At 66.4% G+C, this 16,201-nt stretch carries 20 protein-coding genes; 6 read left to right on the top strand and 14 right to left on the bottom strand.

Annotation, left to right across the window (positions count from 1 at the left end; translation table 11 throughout):
• Positions 1-3: 3 nt before the first annotated feature.
• The 13 genes from KYK14_RS01090 to KYK14_RS01030 form a co-directional block, all read right to left on the bottom strand.
• Entirely contained in the window at positions 4-495 is a 492-nt protein-coding gene (locus KYK14_RS01090; protein ID WP_219156218.1) for a DsrE family protein, read from the bottom strand.
• Positions 496-584: 89 nt separating this feature from the next.
• On the bottom strand, positions 585-998 hold the full coding sequence (locus KYK14_RS01085; protein ID WP_246601626.1) for a DUF983 domain-containing protein: 414 nt from the start codon (positions 996-998) through the stop codon (positions 585-587).
• A 71-nt stretch (positions 999-1,069) separates the two neighbouring features.
• On the bottom strand, positions 1,070-1,597 hold the full coding sequence (locus KYK14_RS01080) for a rhodanese-like domain-containing protein (protein WP_219156216.1): 528 nt from the start codon (positions 1,595-1,597) through the stop codon (positions 1,070-1,072).
• 54 nt (positions 1,598-1,651) lie between these two features.
• Positions 1,652-2,194, bottom strand: coding sequence for a DsrE family protein (locus tag KYK14_RS01075; RefSeq protein ID WP_219156214.1), 543 nt, complete (start codon positions 2,192-2,194; stop codon positions 1,652-1,654).
• The gene (locus tag KYK14_RS01070) at positions 2,191-3,666 is read right to left on the bottom strand and encodes an OprD family outer membrane porin (protein WP_219156212.1); all 1,476 of its coding nucleotides are present in this window, start codon (positions 3,664-3,666) and stop codon (positions 2,191-2,193) included. The genes KYK14_RS01075 and KYK14_RS01070 overlap by 4 nt, the downstream gene beginning before the upstream one ends.
• A gap of 11 nt (positions 3,667-3,677) precedes the next feature.
• Entirely contained in the window at positions 3,678-4,733 is a 1,056-nt protein-coding gene (locus KYK14_RS01065) for a c-type cytochrome (RefSeq protein ID WP_219156210.1), read from the bottom strand.
• A 50-nt stretch (positions 4,734-4,783) separates the two neighbouring features.
• Positions 4,784-5,200, bottom strand: coding sequence for a DUF6691 family protein (locus KYK14_RS01060; RefSeq protein ID WP_219156208.1), 417 nt, complete (start codon positions 5,198-5,200; stop codon positions 4,784-4,786).
• Positions 5,197-5,844 carry a class I SAM-dependent methyltransferase gene (locus KYK14_RS01055; protein WP_219156206.1) on the bottom strand — a complete coding sequence of 216 codons (648 nt, stop codon included), beginning with the start codon at positions 5,842-5,844 and terminating at the stop codon, positions 5,197-5,199. The genes KYK14_RS01060 and KYK14_RS01055 overlap by 4 nt, the downstream gene beginning before the upstream one ends.
• A 19-nt stretch (positions 5,845-5,863) precedes the next feature.
• Positions 5,864-6,424, bottom strand: a complete 561-nt coding sequence (locus tag KYK14_RS01050) for a YeeE/YedE family protein (RefSeq protein ID WP_219156204.1) — start codon at positions 6,422-6,424, stop codon at positions 5,864-5,866.
• 30 nt (positions 6,425-6,454) lie between these two features.
• Entirely contained in the window at positions 6,455-6,796 is a 342-nt protein-coding gene (locus KYK14_RS01045) for a rhodanese-like domain-containing protein (protein WP_219156202.1), read from the bottom strand.
• A gap of 81 nt (positions 6,797-6,877) precedes the next feature.
• Positions 6,878-8,233: an MBL fold metallo-hydrolase gene (locus tag KYK14_RS01040; RefSeq protein WP_219156200.1), complete on the bottom strand. Its 1,356-nt coding sequence runs from the start codon at positions 8,231-8,233 to the stop codon at positions 6,878-6,880.
• 52 nt (positions 8,234-8,285) lie between these two features.
• Complete coding sequence (locus KYK14_RS01035; RefSeq protein WP_219156198.1) at positions 8,286-9,098, bottom strand: sulfite exporter TauE/SafE family protein; 813 nt, start codon at positions 9,096-9,098, stop codon at positions 8,286-8,288.
• 71 nt (positions 9,099-9,169) lie between these two features.
• Positions 9,170-9,493 carry an ArsR/SmtB family transcription factor gene (locus KYK14_RS01030; RefSeq protein WP_246601625.1) on the bottom strand — a complete coding sequence of 108 codons (324 nt, stop codon included), beginning with the start codon at positions 9,491-9,493 and terminating at the stop codon, positions 9,170-9,172.
• A 142-nt stretch (positions 9,494-9,635) separates the two neighbouring features.
• Between KYK14_RS01030 and KYK14_RS01025 the strand changes: the two genes are divergently transcribed.
• Entirely contained in the window at positions 9,636-11,252 is a 1,617-nt protein-coding gene (locus KYK14_RS01025) for a bifunctional metallophosphatase/5'-nucleotidase (RefSeq protein ID WP_219156196.1), read from the top strand.
• 152 nt (positions 11,253-11,404) lie between these two features.
• Here the strand turns inward: KYK14_RS01025 and KYK14_RS01020 are convergent, their stop codons facing one another.
• Positions 11,405-11,617, bottom strand: coding sequence for a hypothetical protein (locus tag KYK14_RS01020; protein ID WP_219156193.1), 213 nt, complete (start codon positions 11,615-11,617; stop codon positions 11,405-11,407).
• Between the two features lie 572 nt (positions 11,618-12,189).
• On the opposite strand from KYK14_RS01020, the gene KYK14_RS01015 reads away from it, so the two are divergent.
• The 5 genes from KYK14_RS01015 (at position 12,190) to KYK14_RS00995 (ending at position 16,198) form a co-directional block, all read left to right on the top strand.
• On the top strand, positions 12,190-12,783 hold the full coding sequence (locus tag KYK14_RS01015) for a TlpA family protein disulfide reductase (protein WP_219156191.1): 594 nt from the start codon (positions 12,190-12,192) through the stop codon (positions 12,781-12,783).
• A gap of 88 nt (positions 12,784-12,871) precedes the next feature.
• Positions 12,872-13,783 (top strand): LysR substrate-binding domain-containing protein, encoded by a 912-nt coding sequence (locus KYK14_RS01010; RefSeq protein ID WP_219156189.1) that lies wholly within the window; start codon positions 12,872-12,874, stop codon positions 13,781-13,783.
• 126 nt (positions 13,784-13,909) lie between these two features.
• The gene (locus tag KYK14_RS01005; protein WP_219156187.1) at positions 13,910-14,311 is read left to right on the top strand and encodes a hypothetical protein; all 402 of its coding nucleotides are present in this window, start codon (positions 13,910-13,912) and stop codon (positions 14,309-14,311) included.
• Between the two features lie 84 nt (positions 14,312-14,395).
• Complete coding sequence (locus KYK14_RS01000) at positions 14,396-15,034, top strand: LysR substrate-binding domain-containing protein (RefSeq protein ID WP_246601623.1); 639 nt, start codon at positions 14,396-14,398, stop codon at positions 15,032-15,034.
• A 99-nt stretch (positions 15,035-15,133) separates the two neighbouring features.
• Positions 15,134-16,198: a YeiH family protein gene (locus KYK14_RS00995; protein ID WP_219156183.1), complete on the top strand. Its 1,065-nt coding sequence runs from the start codon at positions 15,134-15,136 to the stop codon at positions 16,196-16,198.
• The last annotated feature ends 3 nt before the right edge of the window (positions 16,199-16,201 follow it).

The raw sequence follows: 16,201 nt of genomic DNA, 5'->3' as shown, positions 1-16,201 counted from the left end.
CCGTTAGGGATGCACCAGGGCCCAGCCCTGGGCCTGCCGGATAATCAGCTCGCCGTTGCCGCTGGGCACGAAGGAAAGGAAAGGCCACAGCTCTTCCTTGGTGATTTTGCGCTCGCGCATGGTGTTCAGGCACTGGGCCAGAATGACGCCTTTTTCCTTCAGGGCCAGCAGCTCGGCCTCGTAGGGCTGGTCGCGGCGAAAGGCCGTGATGCCCCCGCCGAACGCCACCAGCTCGACTTGCAGCTTGCCCTTGAGGCGGGGGTCGTCCAGGGCGTTGCCGATGTTGCGCAAGGTCATCTTAATCAATTTGGGGTCGTCGCTGTCGAGCTGATAAATCACGTCGTACCGGGCCTTGTCGGCGGTTGCGCCCTGGAAAGTGCCTTTCGCGAAGGCCGCCTGGTCGGCGCTGGGCTTGGCCGTTTGGGCGGTGGCGGTGAGAGCGAAGCCGCTGAGCAGCAGCGCGGTGAGAATGGGGCGAATCAAGGAGGAAGCCATATGCTTGAGAATGGAAAAAGAGGTGGGAAGTAAGAAAACGGGCGAAGCGTGACGCCGCACAAACGGATGTTGGATGGTAGCGGCGCAGCCTACTCATCGCCCCCGCCGTGCCAGGCCCGGCGGGTGGCGTGGGGGTCGTAGCCGGCATTGCCGAAGAAGTACAGCATCACCGTGCGCGAGTAGCGCAGCAGCACCGGCAGCAGCCCCACCACCGCCACGGTGACGCTGGCCACGTACACCCACGTGTCGGGGTCGCCGAGCAGGTGGTACACCAGCAGCCCGACCAGGAGCACGATGCCGGTGGTGAAGACGTAGCTGATGTACATGGCCCCGATGTAAAACCCCGGCTCGGGCTCGAAGGCCAGGCCGCACACCGGGCAGGCCACGGGCATCTCGGTGTAGTGGGCCAGGTTGTACATGCCGTGCGTGAACAGGTGGCCCCGGTGGCAGCGGGGACACTTCTGCGCCAGCAGGGCTGAAACGGGGGAATCGTGCGCGGCCATACGATGCGGTAACAGCTAGGAAGATAATGGAATAAAGCGCTAGTTAGCGGCCGAAATGTCTGCGGGGGCGCCTACTCGTACACCTTCTGGCCGCGCTGGAGCCAGATGCCCCAGCTGCGCGAAAAAGCGTGGACCCGGGCGGTGGGCGCGTTGCCCGCCGTCACGGCCGGCTGGCCCTCGTTCACCCACTCAAACAGGCCGCCGTAGAGGTTGCGCACGTGGGTGTAGCCGGCCTGCTGCAGCTGCTCGCCTATTTTCTCGCTGCGGTAGCCCACCGAGCAGTACACCACGATGGGCGTGTTCTTGGGCAGGTCCTGCACCCGCGCGAGCTGGAATTCCTCGTAGCCCACCCAGCGCGCCCCGCGCAGGTGGCTGACGGCAAATTCGGCGGGCGCCCGCGTGTCGAGCAGCACCGCCGGCGGCTGTTGCCGGAGCTGCGCCACGCTCACAAAGGGCACCGACTGTTTGAGCAGGCCCTGGAGCATGGTCGAATACAGCGGGCTGGTGGTGGGGGGCGCTTGCTGCGCCTGGCCCCGGCAGGCGGCAGTGCCCAGCAGGAGCAGCGAGAGTCCCAGGCGGCAAGTGAGTTGGGGTACCATGGATTCAGAAATAAGCGGATGAAAAGCCGGGGCTCTACCGGCGCGCTGCCCCGGCTACAAATGCACCAGCGACCAGCCTTCGGCCTGGCGAATGATGAGCTCGCCGTTGGCCGTAGGCACGTACGAGATATAAGGCAGCATGTCGTCCTTGGTCAGGCTCTGCGCCTTCATCGAATTTTCGCACTGCGCCAAAATGACGCCGGCCTGCTGCAGGGCCAGCACGTCGGCTTCGTAGGGCTGATTTTTGCGGAAGGCCGCGGTGCCGCCGCTGAACACCACCAGCTCCAACGCCAGCTTGCCCTTGAGGCGCGGGTCGGCCAGGGCGGCCTGCAGCGCCTGCAGGGTTTTGGCGATGACCTTGGGGTCGTTGCTGTTGAGCTGGTAAATGGCCCGGTAGTGGGCCTTGCGGGCCGTGGCCCCGTGAAACCGGGCCGCGTGAATTGCCGCCGCGGGGTTGGGCGAACCGAGGACGGGAGCCGGCCCCGCGGGCGCCGGGGCAGCCGGGGCGGCCGCGGTGGTCTGCGCCTGGCTGGGACTCCCCAGCAGGGACAACATCAGGGCGGCGGCCAGAGCCGGGTACTGGAGTAAAGGGTTCATGATGGGCGGGTCGGAGCTTCTAGAAATCGTAGTTGGCAATCAGGTTCAGCAGGTGCAGGTCCACCTTGTTTACCACGTAGCGGGCTTCGCCGTAGGTGTCGCCCCGCGCGCCCTTGTAAACGTACAGCAGCTGCGCCTTCAGCCCCGTCGCCCAGCCCCGGAACGGGTAGGCCAGCGAGGCGTTCAGCTGCTGGTAGGAAGGCATGCCGTACTTGTTGAGGCGGGCATCGCGCACATCGGGCAGGTAGTAGCGGCCGTAGCCCACTTCCGCTTTCAGGCCCGGCGCGGCGGGCACGGCGTAGCTGGCCAGCAGCACGGCCGCGTCCAGCCCGCCGGCGCCCTCTTCCCGCTCGCGGGGCATAAACGTGTAGAACGGCTCGCGGCCCCATTCGCGCGGGAACAGGAAGCGCCCGGCGCGGGTGATGCGGGTGTAGTTGCCGCTCACGCGCCAGGCACCCCGCTGATAGCCCAGGCGCGCTCAGGGCCTGGGCCTCGCGGCCCGGCACGCTGTAGGCCAGGCGTGGGTCGGCGTTGCCGCCGGTGCCCACCGTGCGCTGGTAGAGGAACTGCCCGCCCAGGGTGAGCTGGCCGGCGCCCGCGTCCCGGCTCGTGGTGATTTCGGTGAAGACGGTGTTGAACAGGTTGTCGGCGTAGTAGTTCCAGACCTGGGCGCGGGTGCGTTCTCCGAGCTGCCGGCTCACGGCCAGTACGCCCAGCCCGCGGCTGCGCAGGTTGCCAGCGTAGGCGGACCGCTGGCCCGTCTCGCTCACGCCCGAGGGGTAAACCCCGATGGAATTGGCCACCGAATACCACGCCGTGGTAGAGCGGGGACCCAGGTGCGTGAGCCAGCCGGCCGTGATGGTGGTGCGCGGCAGCTCGCCGATTTCCAGCCACAGCCCCTGCGCGTAGGAGGGAGTCAGGCGGCCGTCGTAGGGGTTGAGCAGGGGCGTGCTGAGCAGCTGCCGGCCGAACGTGGCCACGGAGCTGCGGAAGCGGTAGCGCCCAAACAGCTCCTCGGGCCGGCCGGTGAGCTGGCGGCGGCCCGGCTCCGTCACGTCGAACAGGCCCACCTCGTAGCGGTTCAGCGCCCCGGTGGCCGGGTCGGGCGTGGCCAGGTCGCTCGAGGCCAGGTTCACCCAGAAAAAGCCGCCCGCCCCCAGCTGGAAGCCGTGCAGCGGGGCTGTCTCAAACCGCGCCCCGGCCCCCAGGCCGTTGGCGTAGTAGTCGGGCAAGCCGCCCCGGTTAATCGTCGCCATGAAGTAGTTGCGCACCCGCCCGTGCCACTGGCCGCGCCGGAACGCCTCGCCCAGGGTGCGGGCCCTGGCCGTATCGGCTACCGGGGTCAGGGAGTACGGTTTCAGGTCGGGGCGCCCGGTCACGGGCGGCGTGGGCGCGGGCGGGGCCGGCTGCCCCTGCGCGGCAGCCGGGGCCAGCAGCAAGCCGGCGGCGCAGAAGTGGAAGAGGCGGTTCATGGACGGGAAGTTCAGTTGGCTTTGGCCGGCTGCGGGTGCGCGTCCTCGATGGGCTGGTAGGGCCCGAACTTGTGCTGCCGCTCCGAAAACGCATCGGCGTAGGGCCCAAAGGGATGGTCGACGGGCTTTTTACGGATGTCGGGCCAATCTTTGGGGGTGGGGAGGTGGGGGCGCGGCTGCGAGTTCACGAAGGCGGCCACGTCCCAGGCCTGCTTGTTGGTGAGCTGCGGGTGGTCGAAGGTGGCCCCGTAAGGCATGGCGGCCTTCACGTACTTGGCGAAGTTGCTCACCCGGAACAGGCCCGCGCCGTCGTTGTAGCTGTCGGGGCCCCAGAGCGGCGGGTACTGGTACTCGCGGCCGTCGGCCATTTTTTTGCCTTGGCCCCCGGGGCCGTGGCAGCTCTGGCACTTGGCCGCAAACACGGCCCGGCCAATCTGCGGGTCGGCGGCCCGGTCCAGGTAGGGCAGCTTCATAAAGCCGGTGCCGTGCACCTTCCGGCCCTTGGGAATGTCCTGGCCCAGCCACTTGATGTAGGCCACGATGGCCCGCATCTCGCGGCTGTTATCGGGCACGGCGCGGCCGTTGAGGCTGCGCTCCATGCAGTCGGCCACGCGCTTCTCAATGCCTTCCACCGTGCCCGAGCGGGCCCGCAGCTTGGGGTAGGTGGCGGCCACGGCCAGGTAGTTGTTGGCGAAGCCCTGGGTGCCGGCCTGCAGGTGGCAGTTCTGGCAGTTCAGGCCGTTGGTGTAGGCGCCCACCAGTCCGTTAGGTCCCAGGTAGCGGGCCGTGTGGGCCACCAGCTCGCGCCCGTAGCGAATCTCGCGGCCGGTGGCCGTGCGCGGAATCAGGGCCGGGTCGGGGGCCGCGAAGGCGGGCCGGTGGTAGCTGCCGGGCGGCGGCGGCCCTTCCGTCGCTTCATCCGCCACGGCCACCGGCGCGGCCGGGTGGGCGGGCCAGTACAACTGCGTGACGACGACCACGACCACCAGCCCCAGGGCGGCCGCCAGCAGCATCAACAGGCGAGCCACGGAGGCAAGTTGCCGGCCGGCTTCTTCGGGGTGGGTCATGGCAAGAGGAGAAATCGGGTGAAAAATCGTGCCGGGTAATGCAGCCGGCCTTACATGGGCAGTTTGTCGCGCAGGGCGCTGTAGGTCCAGGTACCGGCCAGGGCGGCCAGAATCAGGACCGCCACCGCCCCCACCCCCACGCCGGTGCCAATCTGGGCGAACAGCGGGCCGGGGCAGGCACCGGTCAAGGCCCAGCCCAGGCCGAAAATGGTGCCGCCTATCCAGGTGCCGTGGTTGTACTTCTTGTCGGCCAGGGTGATGAGCTCGCCGTCGAGGCTTTTGAGGCGGTTGCGCTTGATGAGTTGAATGGACACCATGCCCACCAGAATGGCCGAGCCGATGACGCCGTACATGTGGAAGCTCTGGAAGCGGAACATCTCCTGGATGCGCCACCAGCTGATGACTTCGCTCTTGGTGAGAATGATGCCGAACAAGGCGCCCAGCACCAGGTATTTAACGTATTTCATATGGAGGAAGTGAGTTCAGTAGTGGAATCGCGGGTGGCCCGCAGGCGCACCACGTTGGCCGGGCCGGCGTGGCAGCTGCCTTCGTGCAGCACCACGCCCAGCGCGTGGTTTTGCAGGAGGTTCAGCCCGGCAAAGTCGGCGGCCAACGTGGCCGGCTCGTAGAGCATGTCGGCTGACTTGGGGCCGCCCGAGGGCAGGCCCAGCTGCCGGGGGCTGAAGGCCTCCAGGATGAGGTGCCCGCCGGGGACCAGGCTGGCGGCCGCGGCGGCGTGCACTGCCTGACGGTCAGCCGGGGCCAGGTGGGCATAAATGAGGCCCACGGCATCGTAGTGGCCGGGCTGCTGCCAGCCCAGGGCCGTCAGGTCGGCCACCTGGTAATTGAGGCGCACGCCCTGGGCCACGGCCAGGCGCAGGGCCTTGGCCCGGCCTTCGTCGCTGAAGTCCACGGCCGTCACCTGCCAGCCGCGCTTGGCGGCGTACACGGCGTTGCGGCCCTCGCCCTCGGCCAGCAGCAGCAGGCGGCCGGGCGGCAGCGCATCCAGCTGCTGGCGGAAGTAGGCATTCGGCTCGGTGCCGTAAGCGTAGGTTTCGCCCTCGTAGCGGGCATCCCAGAAATCAACGGCGGTGGGGGCAGCAGCTTCCATAAAACGGTGCTTTCAGGGATTAAAACATCATCGGATAAATCACCCAGGTCATGAGCAGGCCGCCGGCAAAGAAGCCGATGACGGCCACCAGCGATACCCACTGCAGGTTGGAGAGGCCCGAGATGGCGTGGCCCGAGGTGCAGCCCCCCGCGTAGCGCGTGCCGAAGCCGACTAGGAAGCCGCCCAGCACCAGAAACACCCAGCCTTTCCAGTTGGCCAGGTTGTCGAGGGCGAACAGCTCGCGCGGGAGCAGGCCGGTGAAGTCGGTCAGGTGCATTTCGGCTTTGAGGTCGCGCACCGTGGCGGCCGAGATGCCCACCACGTCGGGGTGGCCCAGGAGCCGGTAGCCGATGAAGCCGCCCAGCGCGATGCCGAGCACGAACACCAGGTTCCAGATTTCGGCGCGCCAGTTATAAGTCAGAAACGGGATGCCGGCCGGCACGCAGGCCGCGCACACGTGGCGCAGCGAGCTGCTGATGCCCAGCGCCTTGTTGCCCACGAGCAGCAGCGCGGGTACCGTCAGGCCGATAAGCGGGCCGGCCACGTACCAGGGCCAGGGTTGTTGCAGGAGTTCAAGCATGAAAACAGCGGTCGAATTGAGGAGGCTTAATTATTTAGTAGTCAGTGGCTCCGGCCAGTCGAGCACGCCGCCGAGCAGGTTGCTGACCTGCGCGAAGCCGGCGGTGGTGAGCTGGCCGGCCGCGTTGGCCGAGCGCGCGCCGCTGCGGCAGTACACGTAGGTGGGCTTGGTTTTGTCGAGGGCCGCCACGCGCTGGCCGAAGTCGGGCGCGGTGACTTCGAGGTTGACCGCGCCGGGCAGGTGGCCGCCGGCGAATTCGTCGGGTCGGCGCACATCCACGAGCACCGCGCCGGGCTGGCGCAGGCCCTCGGCAAACTGCGCGGGCGTCAGGTTGTGGAAAGCAGGAGCGGAAGATTTATTGAAACCGAACATGGCAAAGGGGTATGAGAAATGAAAAGGGAAAATAAGTGGCTCTGAACCCCGGCACTGCGCCGGAGCCGACGGGCCGATGAGTTAGTGGGCCGCTGCCGGCGACTGGAAAGACTTCACGGCCTCGCCGAGGTCGAATACTTCGGTGCCCGGCAGCGCGGGCGCCACGATGCTGCTGCCCGCCGCCGAGCGGTAGCCGCCGGCGCAGTGCACCACCACGGGCTTGCCGGTCGGGATTTCGGCAGCTCGCTCGCGCAGCTCGGGCAGCGGAATGTTGAGGGCGCCGGCAAACAGGGGCTCGGCTTTCCTTTCCGACGCGTTGCGGATGTCGACAATCGTGTAGCGGTCGGGGTGGGCGCGGAAAGCGTCCACGTCCAGTTTGGGCAGGGTGGCCTCCGAGGAAGGCGTGCCCACCAGGGCCCCCTGAATCAGGGGCTCGTAGCCAATCTTGGCGGTTTTCGCAATCAGGTCTTCCAGGGTCTTTTCGTCGGGCGCTACCAGGTAGAACCTTTCTTCGGGGCCCACGAGGGAGCCCAGCCAGGTTTCGAACTTGCCGCCCTGCTGCACGTTGAGGGCGCCTTCGTGGTGGCCTTTCTTGAAGTCGGCCTCGGGGCGGGCGTCGATTACCAGCACGCCGGGCTCCAGCGCCGAGCCGGGGGCCAGGCGGGCCACTTTCGCCACGCTGGGCGCGAAATCGGGCGCGCCGGCTTTGTTGAGTTCCACATCGTAGCCGAAGTACTTGGGGATGAAGGACTGGTCGGCCAGTAGCTCCTCGACAAACGCTTCCTCCGAAAGCGGGCGCAGGGCGTAGTTGCCGCTTTTCTCCGCGCCAATGGTGCTGCTGCTGGCCCCGCCCATGCCTTTGCTGCAGAGCGAGCCCGCGCCGTGGGCGGGGTACACCTGTACGTCGTCGGCCAGCGTCATGAGCTTCTCGCGGGTGGAGTGGTACATCTGCCGGGCCAGCTCCTCGCGCTTGGCGGTCTGGTGGCCCGCGTTTTCGCGCAGGTCCGGCCGGCCCACGTCGCCGATGAGCAAGGTGTCGCCCGTGAACACGGCCTTGTCCTGGCCCTCGCTAGCGAGCACGATGCTGATGGAGTCGGGCGAGTGGCCGGGCGTGTTCAGGGCGCGGAAGGTGAGCTGGCCAACGGTCAGCGTGTCACCTTCGTCGAAGGCCTGGTGCGGGTAGCCCGCGCCCAGCAGCTTGCTGACGCGGACGGCGGCCCCGGTCTCCCGGGCAATTTCCGCGTGGCTGCTCACGAAGTCGGCGTGGGGGTGGGTTTCGATGACGGCCACAATCTTGGCGTCGTTGGTCTTGGCGAAGTCGTAGTATTGCTCGGGGTTGCGGGCCGGGTCCACCAGCACGATTTCGCGGGTTTCTTCGCTCAGGATGGCGTAGGAGAAATGGGACAGGCCCTGGTCTTCAAACTGTTCAATTTTCATGACAACAAGTGGTTAGGGAGAGTGACAAGTAAAAGAATGGGGAGGAGTGGGCTTAGCGAAAGACCAGCTCGCGCACCAGAATGAACGTGCCCATGGCCAGGGTAAACCAGCCGAAGGCCGGCTTGAGCTTGGCCCCCGGAATGAAGCGGGCCAGGTAGGTGCCCAGCACGATGCCGCCGAGGGCAAAGGCCAGAAAGCCGAGCAGAAACGACCAGGCAATGGGCGTGCCCGCGCTCAAATCACCGGAAAAGCCAATCAACGAGTTGAGGGCGATGATGGCCAGCGAGGTGCCCACGGCCAGCTTCATGGGCAGGCGGGCGCCCAGCACCAGGGCTGGAATAATGAGGAAGCCGCCGCCCGCACCCACAAAGCCCGTGAGCACGCCCACCACCAGGCCGATGCCCAGAATGAGCGGGTAGTTGAGCGGGGCTTTATGGCCCAACTCGTGGTCCAATACTTCCTCGGCCTGCTTGCTGCGAATCATCGACGTGGCCGCCACCACCATCAGCACCGCGAAGGCCACCAGCACCAGCAAATCTTTGGTGAAGACGATGCTGCCCAGGGTGAAGAGCTCGTGGGGGATGGCCGGCATCAGCACCTTGCGCACCAGAAAGACGGCCGCCAGCGAGGGCAGCAGGAATACCAGGGCCGTGGGGATGGACACCAGGCCCTTGCGGAAGTAGCCCGACGCGCCCACGACCGAGGTCGAGCCCACCACGAACAGCGAGTAGGCCGTGCTCAGCACCGGGCTCACGCCCATCAGGTACACCAGTACCGGCACGGTGAGAATGGAGCCGCCCCCGCCCATGATGCCGAGCGAAAGGCCGATGAAGATGGCCGCGAAATAGCCGAAGTAGTGCAACATGGTAAAACAGGTGAACGTATGAAGTTATGAAAGGTTGTTCATGTACATTTGCAAAAAAAGGGCCGGGCCTCTTACAGAAAGGTGCACCCGGCCAGGCACTGAATCACGTCGATTACCTCGCGCATTTTCAGGGCGTAGAAAATGTTTTTCCCTTCGCGGTGGGAGCTCAGAATGCCTTTCAGCTTCATGCCCGACAAGTGGTGCGAAAGCAGGCTTTGCTCCACGTTCAGCTTGTCGCTGATGTCGGTCACCGATAAACTGTCGGTAGCCGCCAGCAGTTGCACGATGGCGATGCGGGTGGGGTGGGCCGTGGTCTTGAGAATAAACGCCACCTTTTCCATCTTCTCACTCGTGAGATTCATGTCAACGGGGGTGGCGGGGGAAGTGGCAGTCATATCTGAGGCAAATGTATGAACATGTTTTCATACGTACAAGATTTTATCACCTATTAGTTCACCATTTCTGAAAATTATGCCGCCGCTCCTTCCACTCCTCAACCCGGTCCGAAACGTGACCCGTGCTTTCTCTTTCCTTGCCGTGGCCCTTCCATTCGGGTTATCCTGGGGGGCGGGTTTGCTGTTGGCGGGCTGCCAGACCCATTCTACCGCGGAGCGCGTGGAAACCGCGGCTGCCGCGACTTCAGCCTCCGGCACCTTCACCATCCTGCACACCAACGACATCCACGGGCGGCACCGGCCCTTTGCCGTCTCGCCCGGCAACGCCACGGCCCAAACCGGCGACCCCGGCCGGCCGGCCAGCTCGTTTGAGCGGGCCGGCCAGGTCGGCGGCTTTGCCCACCTGGCGACGGCCATTGACCGGGTGCGGCAGGCGCGCGGGGCCGGCAACGTGCTGCTTGTGGACGGCGGCGACACCTTCGGCGACGACCTGCTGGGCAACCTGACCAAGGGCGCGGCCATCATCCGGCTCATGAACGCCGTGGGCTACCAGTTCATGGCGCTCGGCAACCACGACTTCGAGTACGGCAGCGCCCGCACCCGGGAGCTGCAGCGGCTGGCCCGCTTCCCCCTGCGCGGGGCCAACGTGCTGGACAAAGCCACCGGTCAGCCTTTCCTCGGCGACCCCACCACGGTGCTCACCGTGGGCGGGGTGCGCGTGGGCCTGCTGGCGCTGGCCTACCACAACACCCACCTGACCGGCAACCCCGACAACACCAAAGAGCTGACCTTCGGCAACGGCCTGGAGGCCGCCCGGCGCTACCTGCCCGCTCTGCGGGCCCGGGCCGACGTGGTGGTCGTGGTCTCGCACCAGGGCACCAAAGTAGACGAGCAGCTGGCCCGCGAGGTGCCGGGCATCGACCTCATCGTGGGGGCCCACTCCCACGACCGGATTACGCCCCCGCGCCGGGTCAACCAGACCTGGATAGTGCAGGCCCTGTCCGATGCGGCCGTGCTGGGCCAGCTCACGGTGCAGGTTCAAGACGGCAAAATCACGAAAGTAGACGGCCTCGCCCCCACGCTGTGGACGGCTGATTTTCCCGCCGACCCCGCCGTGGCCCGGCTGGTGGATTCGCTGCGCGCCCCCTACAAAGCGCAGCTGGAAGAAGTAATTGCCACCGCCTCGGGGCGAGTCGGCCGGCAGTACAAGTCGGCCAGTCCCTTCGACCAGCTCACCGGCGAGCTGTTGTGCGAAGCCACGGGGGCGGAAGTAGCGTTTATGCCCGGCGTGGGCTACGGGGTGTCACTCGAGCCCGGCCCCGTCACCCGCGAAGCCCTCTACACGCTGCTGCCGCATCCGTCCAAGGTCGTCACCCTGGAGCTGACGGGCCGCCAGCTGACGGCTTTGCTCGAACAGAGCGCCACCAACCTGAGCCCCGGCGATGATTTAAAGCGGGTGGGCGGCCTGCTGCAATCCAGCGGCCTGGACTGGACCGCCGACCTCAACCTGCCCACCGGCCAGCGGGTGAGCGGCGTGCGGGTGAACGGCCGGCCGCTGAACACAGACCGCAGCTACCGCGTCGTGACGCACTCGGGCATGCTCACCGGCATCCACCACTACACCACCTTCGCCGAGGGCCGCAACATCCTAAAAAGAGACCAAGGCGTGACCGACGTTGTCGAAGTCGGGCTCCGGCGGCGCGGCACCGTGGTCCCGCCGAAGCTGGCCGCCGTGCGCATCCTACCGGCCAAGAAATAGCGCACGTCGGGTCAAAGCGCTACCCCGGCTGCTGGCGTACCCAGCCACCGAGGCCTTCGCACGGAAACGAATTTTGCCCGGCAGTCGCCTCGTTCGCGGCGGCATCGGCTCGCAAGCGCGGCGTGCAACCCCACGGCATCTTACAGGGCCTTTCATTGGCCTTCTTTCGGCCGCTCAACATGCGCGCACCCTTGGGCCGGCGCACCTCCTCCATGCAACGACTGCTGTCCCATTTGCTGCTGCTGCTGTATGCGGGTCTCTACCTGCACTGCCAGCCCCTGCCCGTTGGGGCCGCAAATGCGGTAGCCGGCAGCGGTGCGCGGCAGGAAACACCCCGCAACGCCACCTGCAGGAAGAAGCCGCAAACGGTGCAGGCCGAGCCAAAGGCGGAGAAGAAGCAACTGACTACGACCAAGCGGCTGCCGCTCGTTGCTACGCGGAGTGGTGACGGCGTGACCCGGTCTCTCGGGCTGCGCTTCCCGGCCCACGAGCCGACCCTGAACCCCACGCGGGGTCCGAGTGCCGGCTCCGCGCAGGTATTTGCTAACCACCCCAACAAGGCTCCGCCCGTCCGCTTTTCTTAGGAACAAGCGCAGTTGAGCCGGGGGCTATTCCCGGTTAGTCGGACCCGTTTGGCGGGTCTGGCCGCCGGGTTTTTCCTGGCCTGACCGGTGCCCGCGGCTAGTGGTTCGCTGCCGCATGAGGCCCTATTCGCTGCTCTCCCTCCGCAGGGCAGCCCTCGCTTTCTCCTAAGAAACTCCGCTAATCTGTCCCCAGCAAGCCGGCAATGCCCTGGCCTTTGGCGGCGAGCTGGTGCACGAAAAGCCCGGGCAGGTAGCCGCTGAGTCCTTGACCGGGGCCCCGGCTAAGCCCGTCGGCGCTTAACAAATGAAACTTTGTTCATATTAACTTTGTCCCGCTTTTAAATTTCCCAACTATGAATCGCAAGACCCTCACCTCGTGGCTGCCGCTGGCCCTGTTTGCCTTCGTTCTGTTCACGCCCCTGCGGCCTATCGTACTCGGCGGCGTGCAGCGCGGCCTGCTGGCCACCGGCCTCTGGAAAGCCGAAGCGCCCGCCACGCCCACCCCGGCAATGCCCGTAGCGCTCGCCAGCAGTGCTGCCTATCCGCACAACCTGCCCCTGGTCACCCTCGACGGCAAAGCCGTCAACCTGAGCGAGCTGAAAGGCAAGGTCGTGTTCGTGAACCTGTGGGCCAGCTGGTGCCCGCCCTGCCGCGCCGAGATGCCCGGCATCGAAGCCCTGTATAAAAAGATGGACCCCTCGAAAGTGGCCTTCGTGATGCTCTCCCTCGACGATGACGCGGCCAAGGCCCGGAAGTTCGTGAAGAGCCAGGGCTACACCTTCCCGGTGTACCTGCGCACGGGCGAGCTGCCCGCGCCCTTCGATTCCAACGCCATTCCCTCCACCGTCATTCTAGGCCCCGACGGCCAGGTGGCCGCCCGCCACGACGGCATGGCCGAGTACGACACGCCGGAGTTCAAGGCCGCGCTGGACAAGCTCGCCCGGTAAGCGGCGTCGGAAGGGAGGGAGGGTGGTTCCCCAGGAGGAGCGGGGAGCAGCCGCCCCCAGGCTGAGGCAAACTCCCTACCTTGCCTCCATGTCTGATTTTCGCCTTCGCGTATTTGCCGCCGTGGCCCGGCACCTGAGCTTTACCAAGGCCGGCCAGGAGCTGTTTGTGAGCCAGCCGGCCGTGACCAAGCACATCCGCGAGCTGGAAGCGCAGTACGGCCAGCGCCTGCTGGAACGGCGCGGCAACCGCGTGAGCCTCACCGAGGCCGGCCGCCTGCTGCACGCCCACGCCGAGGCCGCCGCTGCCGCCCAGCAGCAACTCGAAGACCAACTGCTGGGCCTGCGCGACCCCAACGAAGCCGCCGGCCGCCTGCGCCTGGGAGCCAGCACCACCCTGAGCCAGTACGTGCTGCCGGGCCTGCTGCCGGCTTTCCAGGCGCGTTACCCGCAGGTGCAGCTCTCGTTTCTGAACGCCAACTCCGAGCGCATTGCCGAGGCCCTGCTGCGCGGCGAGCTGGATTTGGGCTTCGTGGAAGGCCGCACCAAAAGCCAGGACCTGCACTACGAGCTGCTGCTGCCCGACGAGCTGGTGGCCGTGCGCCGCGCCACACCTGGGGGCCCGCCCGCCGTGCCGCTGCCCCGGGCCGACGCCCTGGCCCATCCGCTGGTGCTGCGCGAGCGCGGCTCGGGCACGCTGGAAATCCTGGAATTTGCCCTGCGGGCCCAGCAAATCAAGCTCAGCGCCCTCCCCGTGGCCATTTACCTGGACAGCACCGAAGCCATCAAGCGCTACCTCGAAGCCGCGCCTACGGCCCTGGGCTTCGTGTCGCGCCGGGCCCTGGACCGCGAGCTGGCGGCCGGGCTGCTCGAAATCGTGCCCATCCAGGGGCTGCACCTGGCCCGGCAGTTCGAGGCCGTATCGGTGCAGGGGCAGGTGCTGGCCCGGCCGGCGCAGCGTTTCCTAAGCTTCGTGCAGGGGCAGCTGAAGGGGGGCAAATAAAAAATGGTGATGCCGGATAACCATTCGGTATCCGCTGTTTGCACTACTTGAGGAGCAGCTTACGTACCATTGCAGCGTAGTGCGGACCGGGTGGTTCGCCCATCTTCACCCTACTTGCTTATCCTCATGGAAAACACTCCGCAGCCCGCCTCAACCGATGCGCAACCCGCCGCCGAACCGGCCGCCCACGATGGCACCCCGCACTACGGCGACTTCGGCCACCCCGCCGACCCCACCGCGCCCCGCCACTACCAGGCCCCGACCAACGACGGCTCGAACGACAACCCCGACGAGTTCAGCGAATTTCGCGGCAAGCACGCCGCCCCCACCGAGCACTACTGCATGACCGAAGCCATTGCCGACCCCAATTTACAGCGCGGGCACGTGGAGCAGAATCAGGCTACGGAGGCGGTGCAGGCGGCCGAAGATGGCACCCCCGACGAGCAGAAGGCCGCCTACGCCCTCGATGACCCGCGCATGGCCGGCGGGGATGTATTCGATTTGAAGGACCAGCAAACCAGCTTGTAAGTACCGCTCCGGCTCGTAGCGCTGGCCGGCCCGATGCATTTCCTTTCTACTGGTTTTTTCGGCTGGCTGCTTATGCTTGAGGATATGCCTGCTGCTGCGGTGGCGCTTCGGCTGGGGGCCAGCACCACCCTGGCCCACCATGTGCTGCCCCCGCTGCTGGCCGAGTTCCAGCGCCGCTGGCCTGCCGTGGCGCTCAGGGTGCAGCCCGCCAACTCGGCGCTGGTGGCGGCCGCCTTAGTGCGGGGCGCGCTGGACCTGGGCTTTGTGGAAGGCACCGCCCGCGCCCCCGGCCTGCACTACGAGCGCCTGCTCTTCGATGAGCTGGTGGCCGTGCGCGGGGCCACGGCGGCCGGGCCCCCCGTTGCGTCGCTGCCCCTGGCCGAGGCCCTGGCCCACCCGCTGGTGCTGCGCGAAGCCGGCTCGGGTACCCTCGACGTGCTGGAAGCGGCCCTGCAAGCGCACGGCATTGCCCTGGCCAGCCTGCCGGCCCTCACCTATTGCGCCGATACCGAGGCCATCAAGGGCCTGCTGCTCGCTAAGTCGGGCACGCTGGGCTTTATCTCGCGGCGGGCACTGGTGACCGAACTGGTGAGCGGACAGCTGGAGGAAGTTCCGATTCGGGGCCTGCTGCTGGCCCGCGAGCTGCTGGCGGTGTGGCGCAGCGAGCCGGCGCTGCCGGAAGCCGCCCGGCAGTTTCTGGCCTTGTGCCGGGAGCGGGCCTGAAGCTTATAATAACTTTTGGTTATGCAGGATAACACGATTGGATAATCCTTGGCGCTGGGGTTCCCGTATATTTGCCTCAGAAACCAACCCCTCCCGCTCATGGCACTCCCGGTTCATTCCGCTACTCCCCAAGCCTCTAACTCGCCGCTCGACCCGGCGGCAGAGACAGCCGCCCCCGAATTCAACGAAACCACGGGTTTCTTCCGGCACCTGCATACGCCCCGGGTGGCGTTCGGGCAGGACTTCACCCTGAAGCAGGTGGTGTTCGTGTTGTTCTTCGTGTTCTGCCTCACGCCCTGGGCCTCGCCGCCCATTGCCCTGGCGCTTGGCCTGCTGCTGGCCCAAACCATCGGCAACCCCTTCACCACGCAAACCAAGCAGGCCACGGCCAAGCTGCTCCAGTTCTCGGTTATCGGGCTGGGCTTCGGCATGAATGCCCACGCGGCGGTGCAGGCCGGCAAGGAGGGCATCCTGTTCACGGTGGTCTCCATCTTCGGTACGCTGCTGCTGGGCCTGGTCGTAGGCCGCTGGCTGGGGCTGGGCAAGCACGTGGTGCATTTGATTTCGTGTGGCACCGCCATTTGCGGGGGCTCGGCCATCGCGGCCATCGGGCCGGTACTGCGGGCCAAGGACGAGGAAATGTCGGTAGCCCTGGGCACGGTGTTCGTGCTCAATGCCGTGGCCCTGTTCGCCTTCCCGCCCATCGGCCACGCCCTGGCCATGACCCAGAACCAGTTCGGGCTCTGGTGCGCCATTGCCATCCACGACACCAGTTCGGTGGTAGGCGCGGCCGCCGCTTACGGCAACCAGGCCCTGGAAGTGGCCACCACCGTGAAGCTGGCCCGCGCCCTGTGGATTATCCCGATTTCCATCGGCACGGCCATGATTTTCAAGCAGAAGGGCGTGAAGGTGAAAATTCCCTACTTCATTTTCGGTTTTATCGCCGCCATGCTGGTCAACACCTTTATTCCCGCCGCGAAGCCCCTGGGCCCGGTGATGGTGAACCTGGCCAAAATCGGCCTCACCGTCACGCTGTTCTTCATCGGGGCGGGCCTGTCGGCCAAGGTGGTGCGCTCGGTGGGCATCAAGCCCTACGTGCTGGGCATCCTGCTCTGGGTAGTGATTTCGACCGGCTCGCTCTACGTGATTCTACACACGGTATAGATG

It is taken from the genome of Hymenobacter profundi, from assembly GCF_019334315.1.
In the GTDB taxonomy this organism is placed as follows: Bacteria; Bacteroidota; Bacteroidia; order Cytophagales; family Hymenobacteraceae; genus Hymenobacter; species Hymenobacter profundi.
The sequence above is the reverse complement of the archived record's forward strand: the minus strand, read 5'-3'. Positions and strand labels throughout refer to the sequence as shown.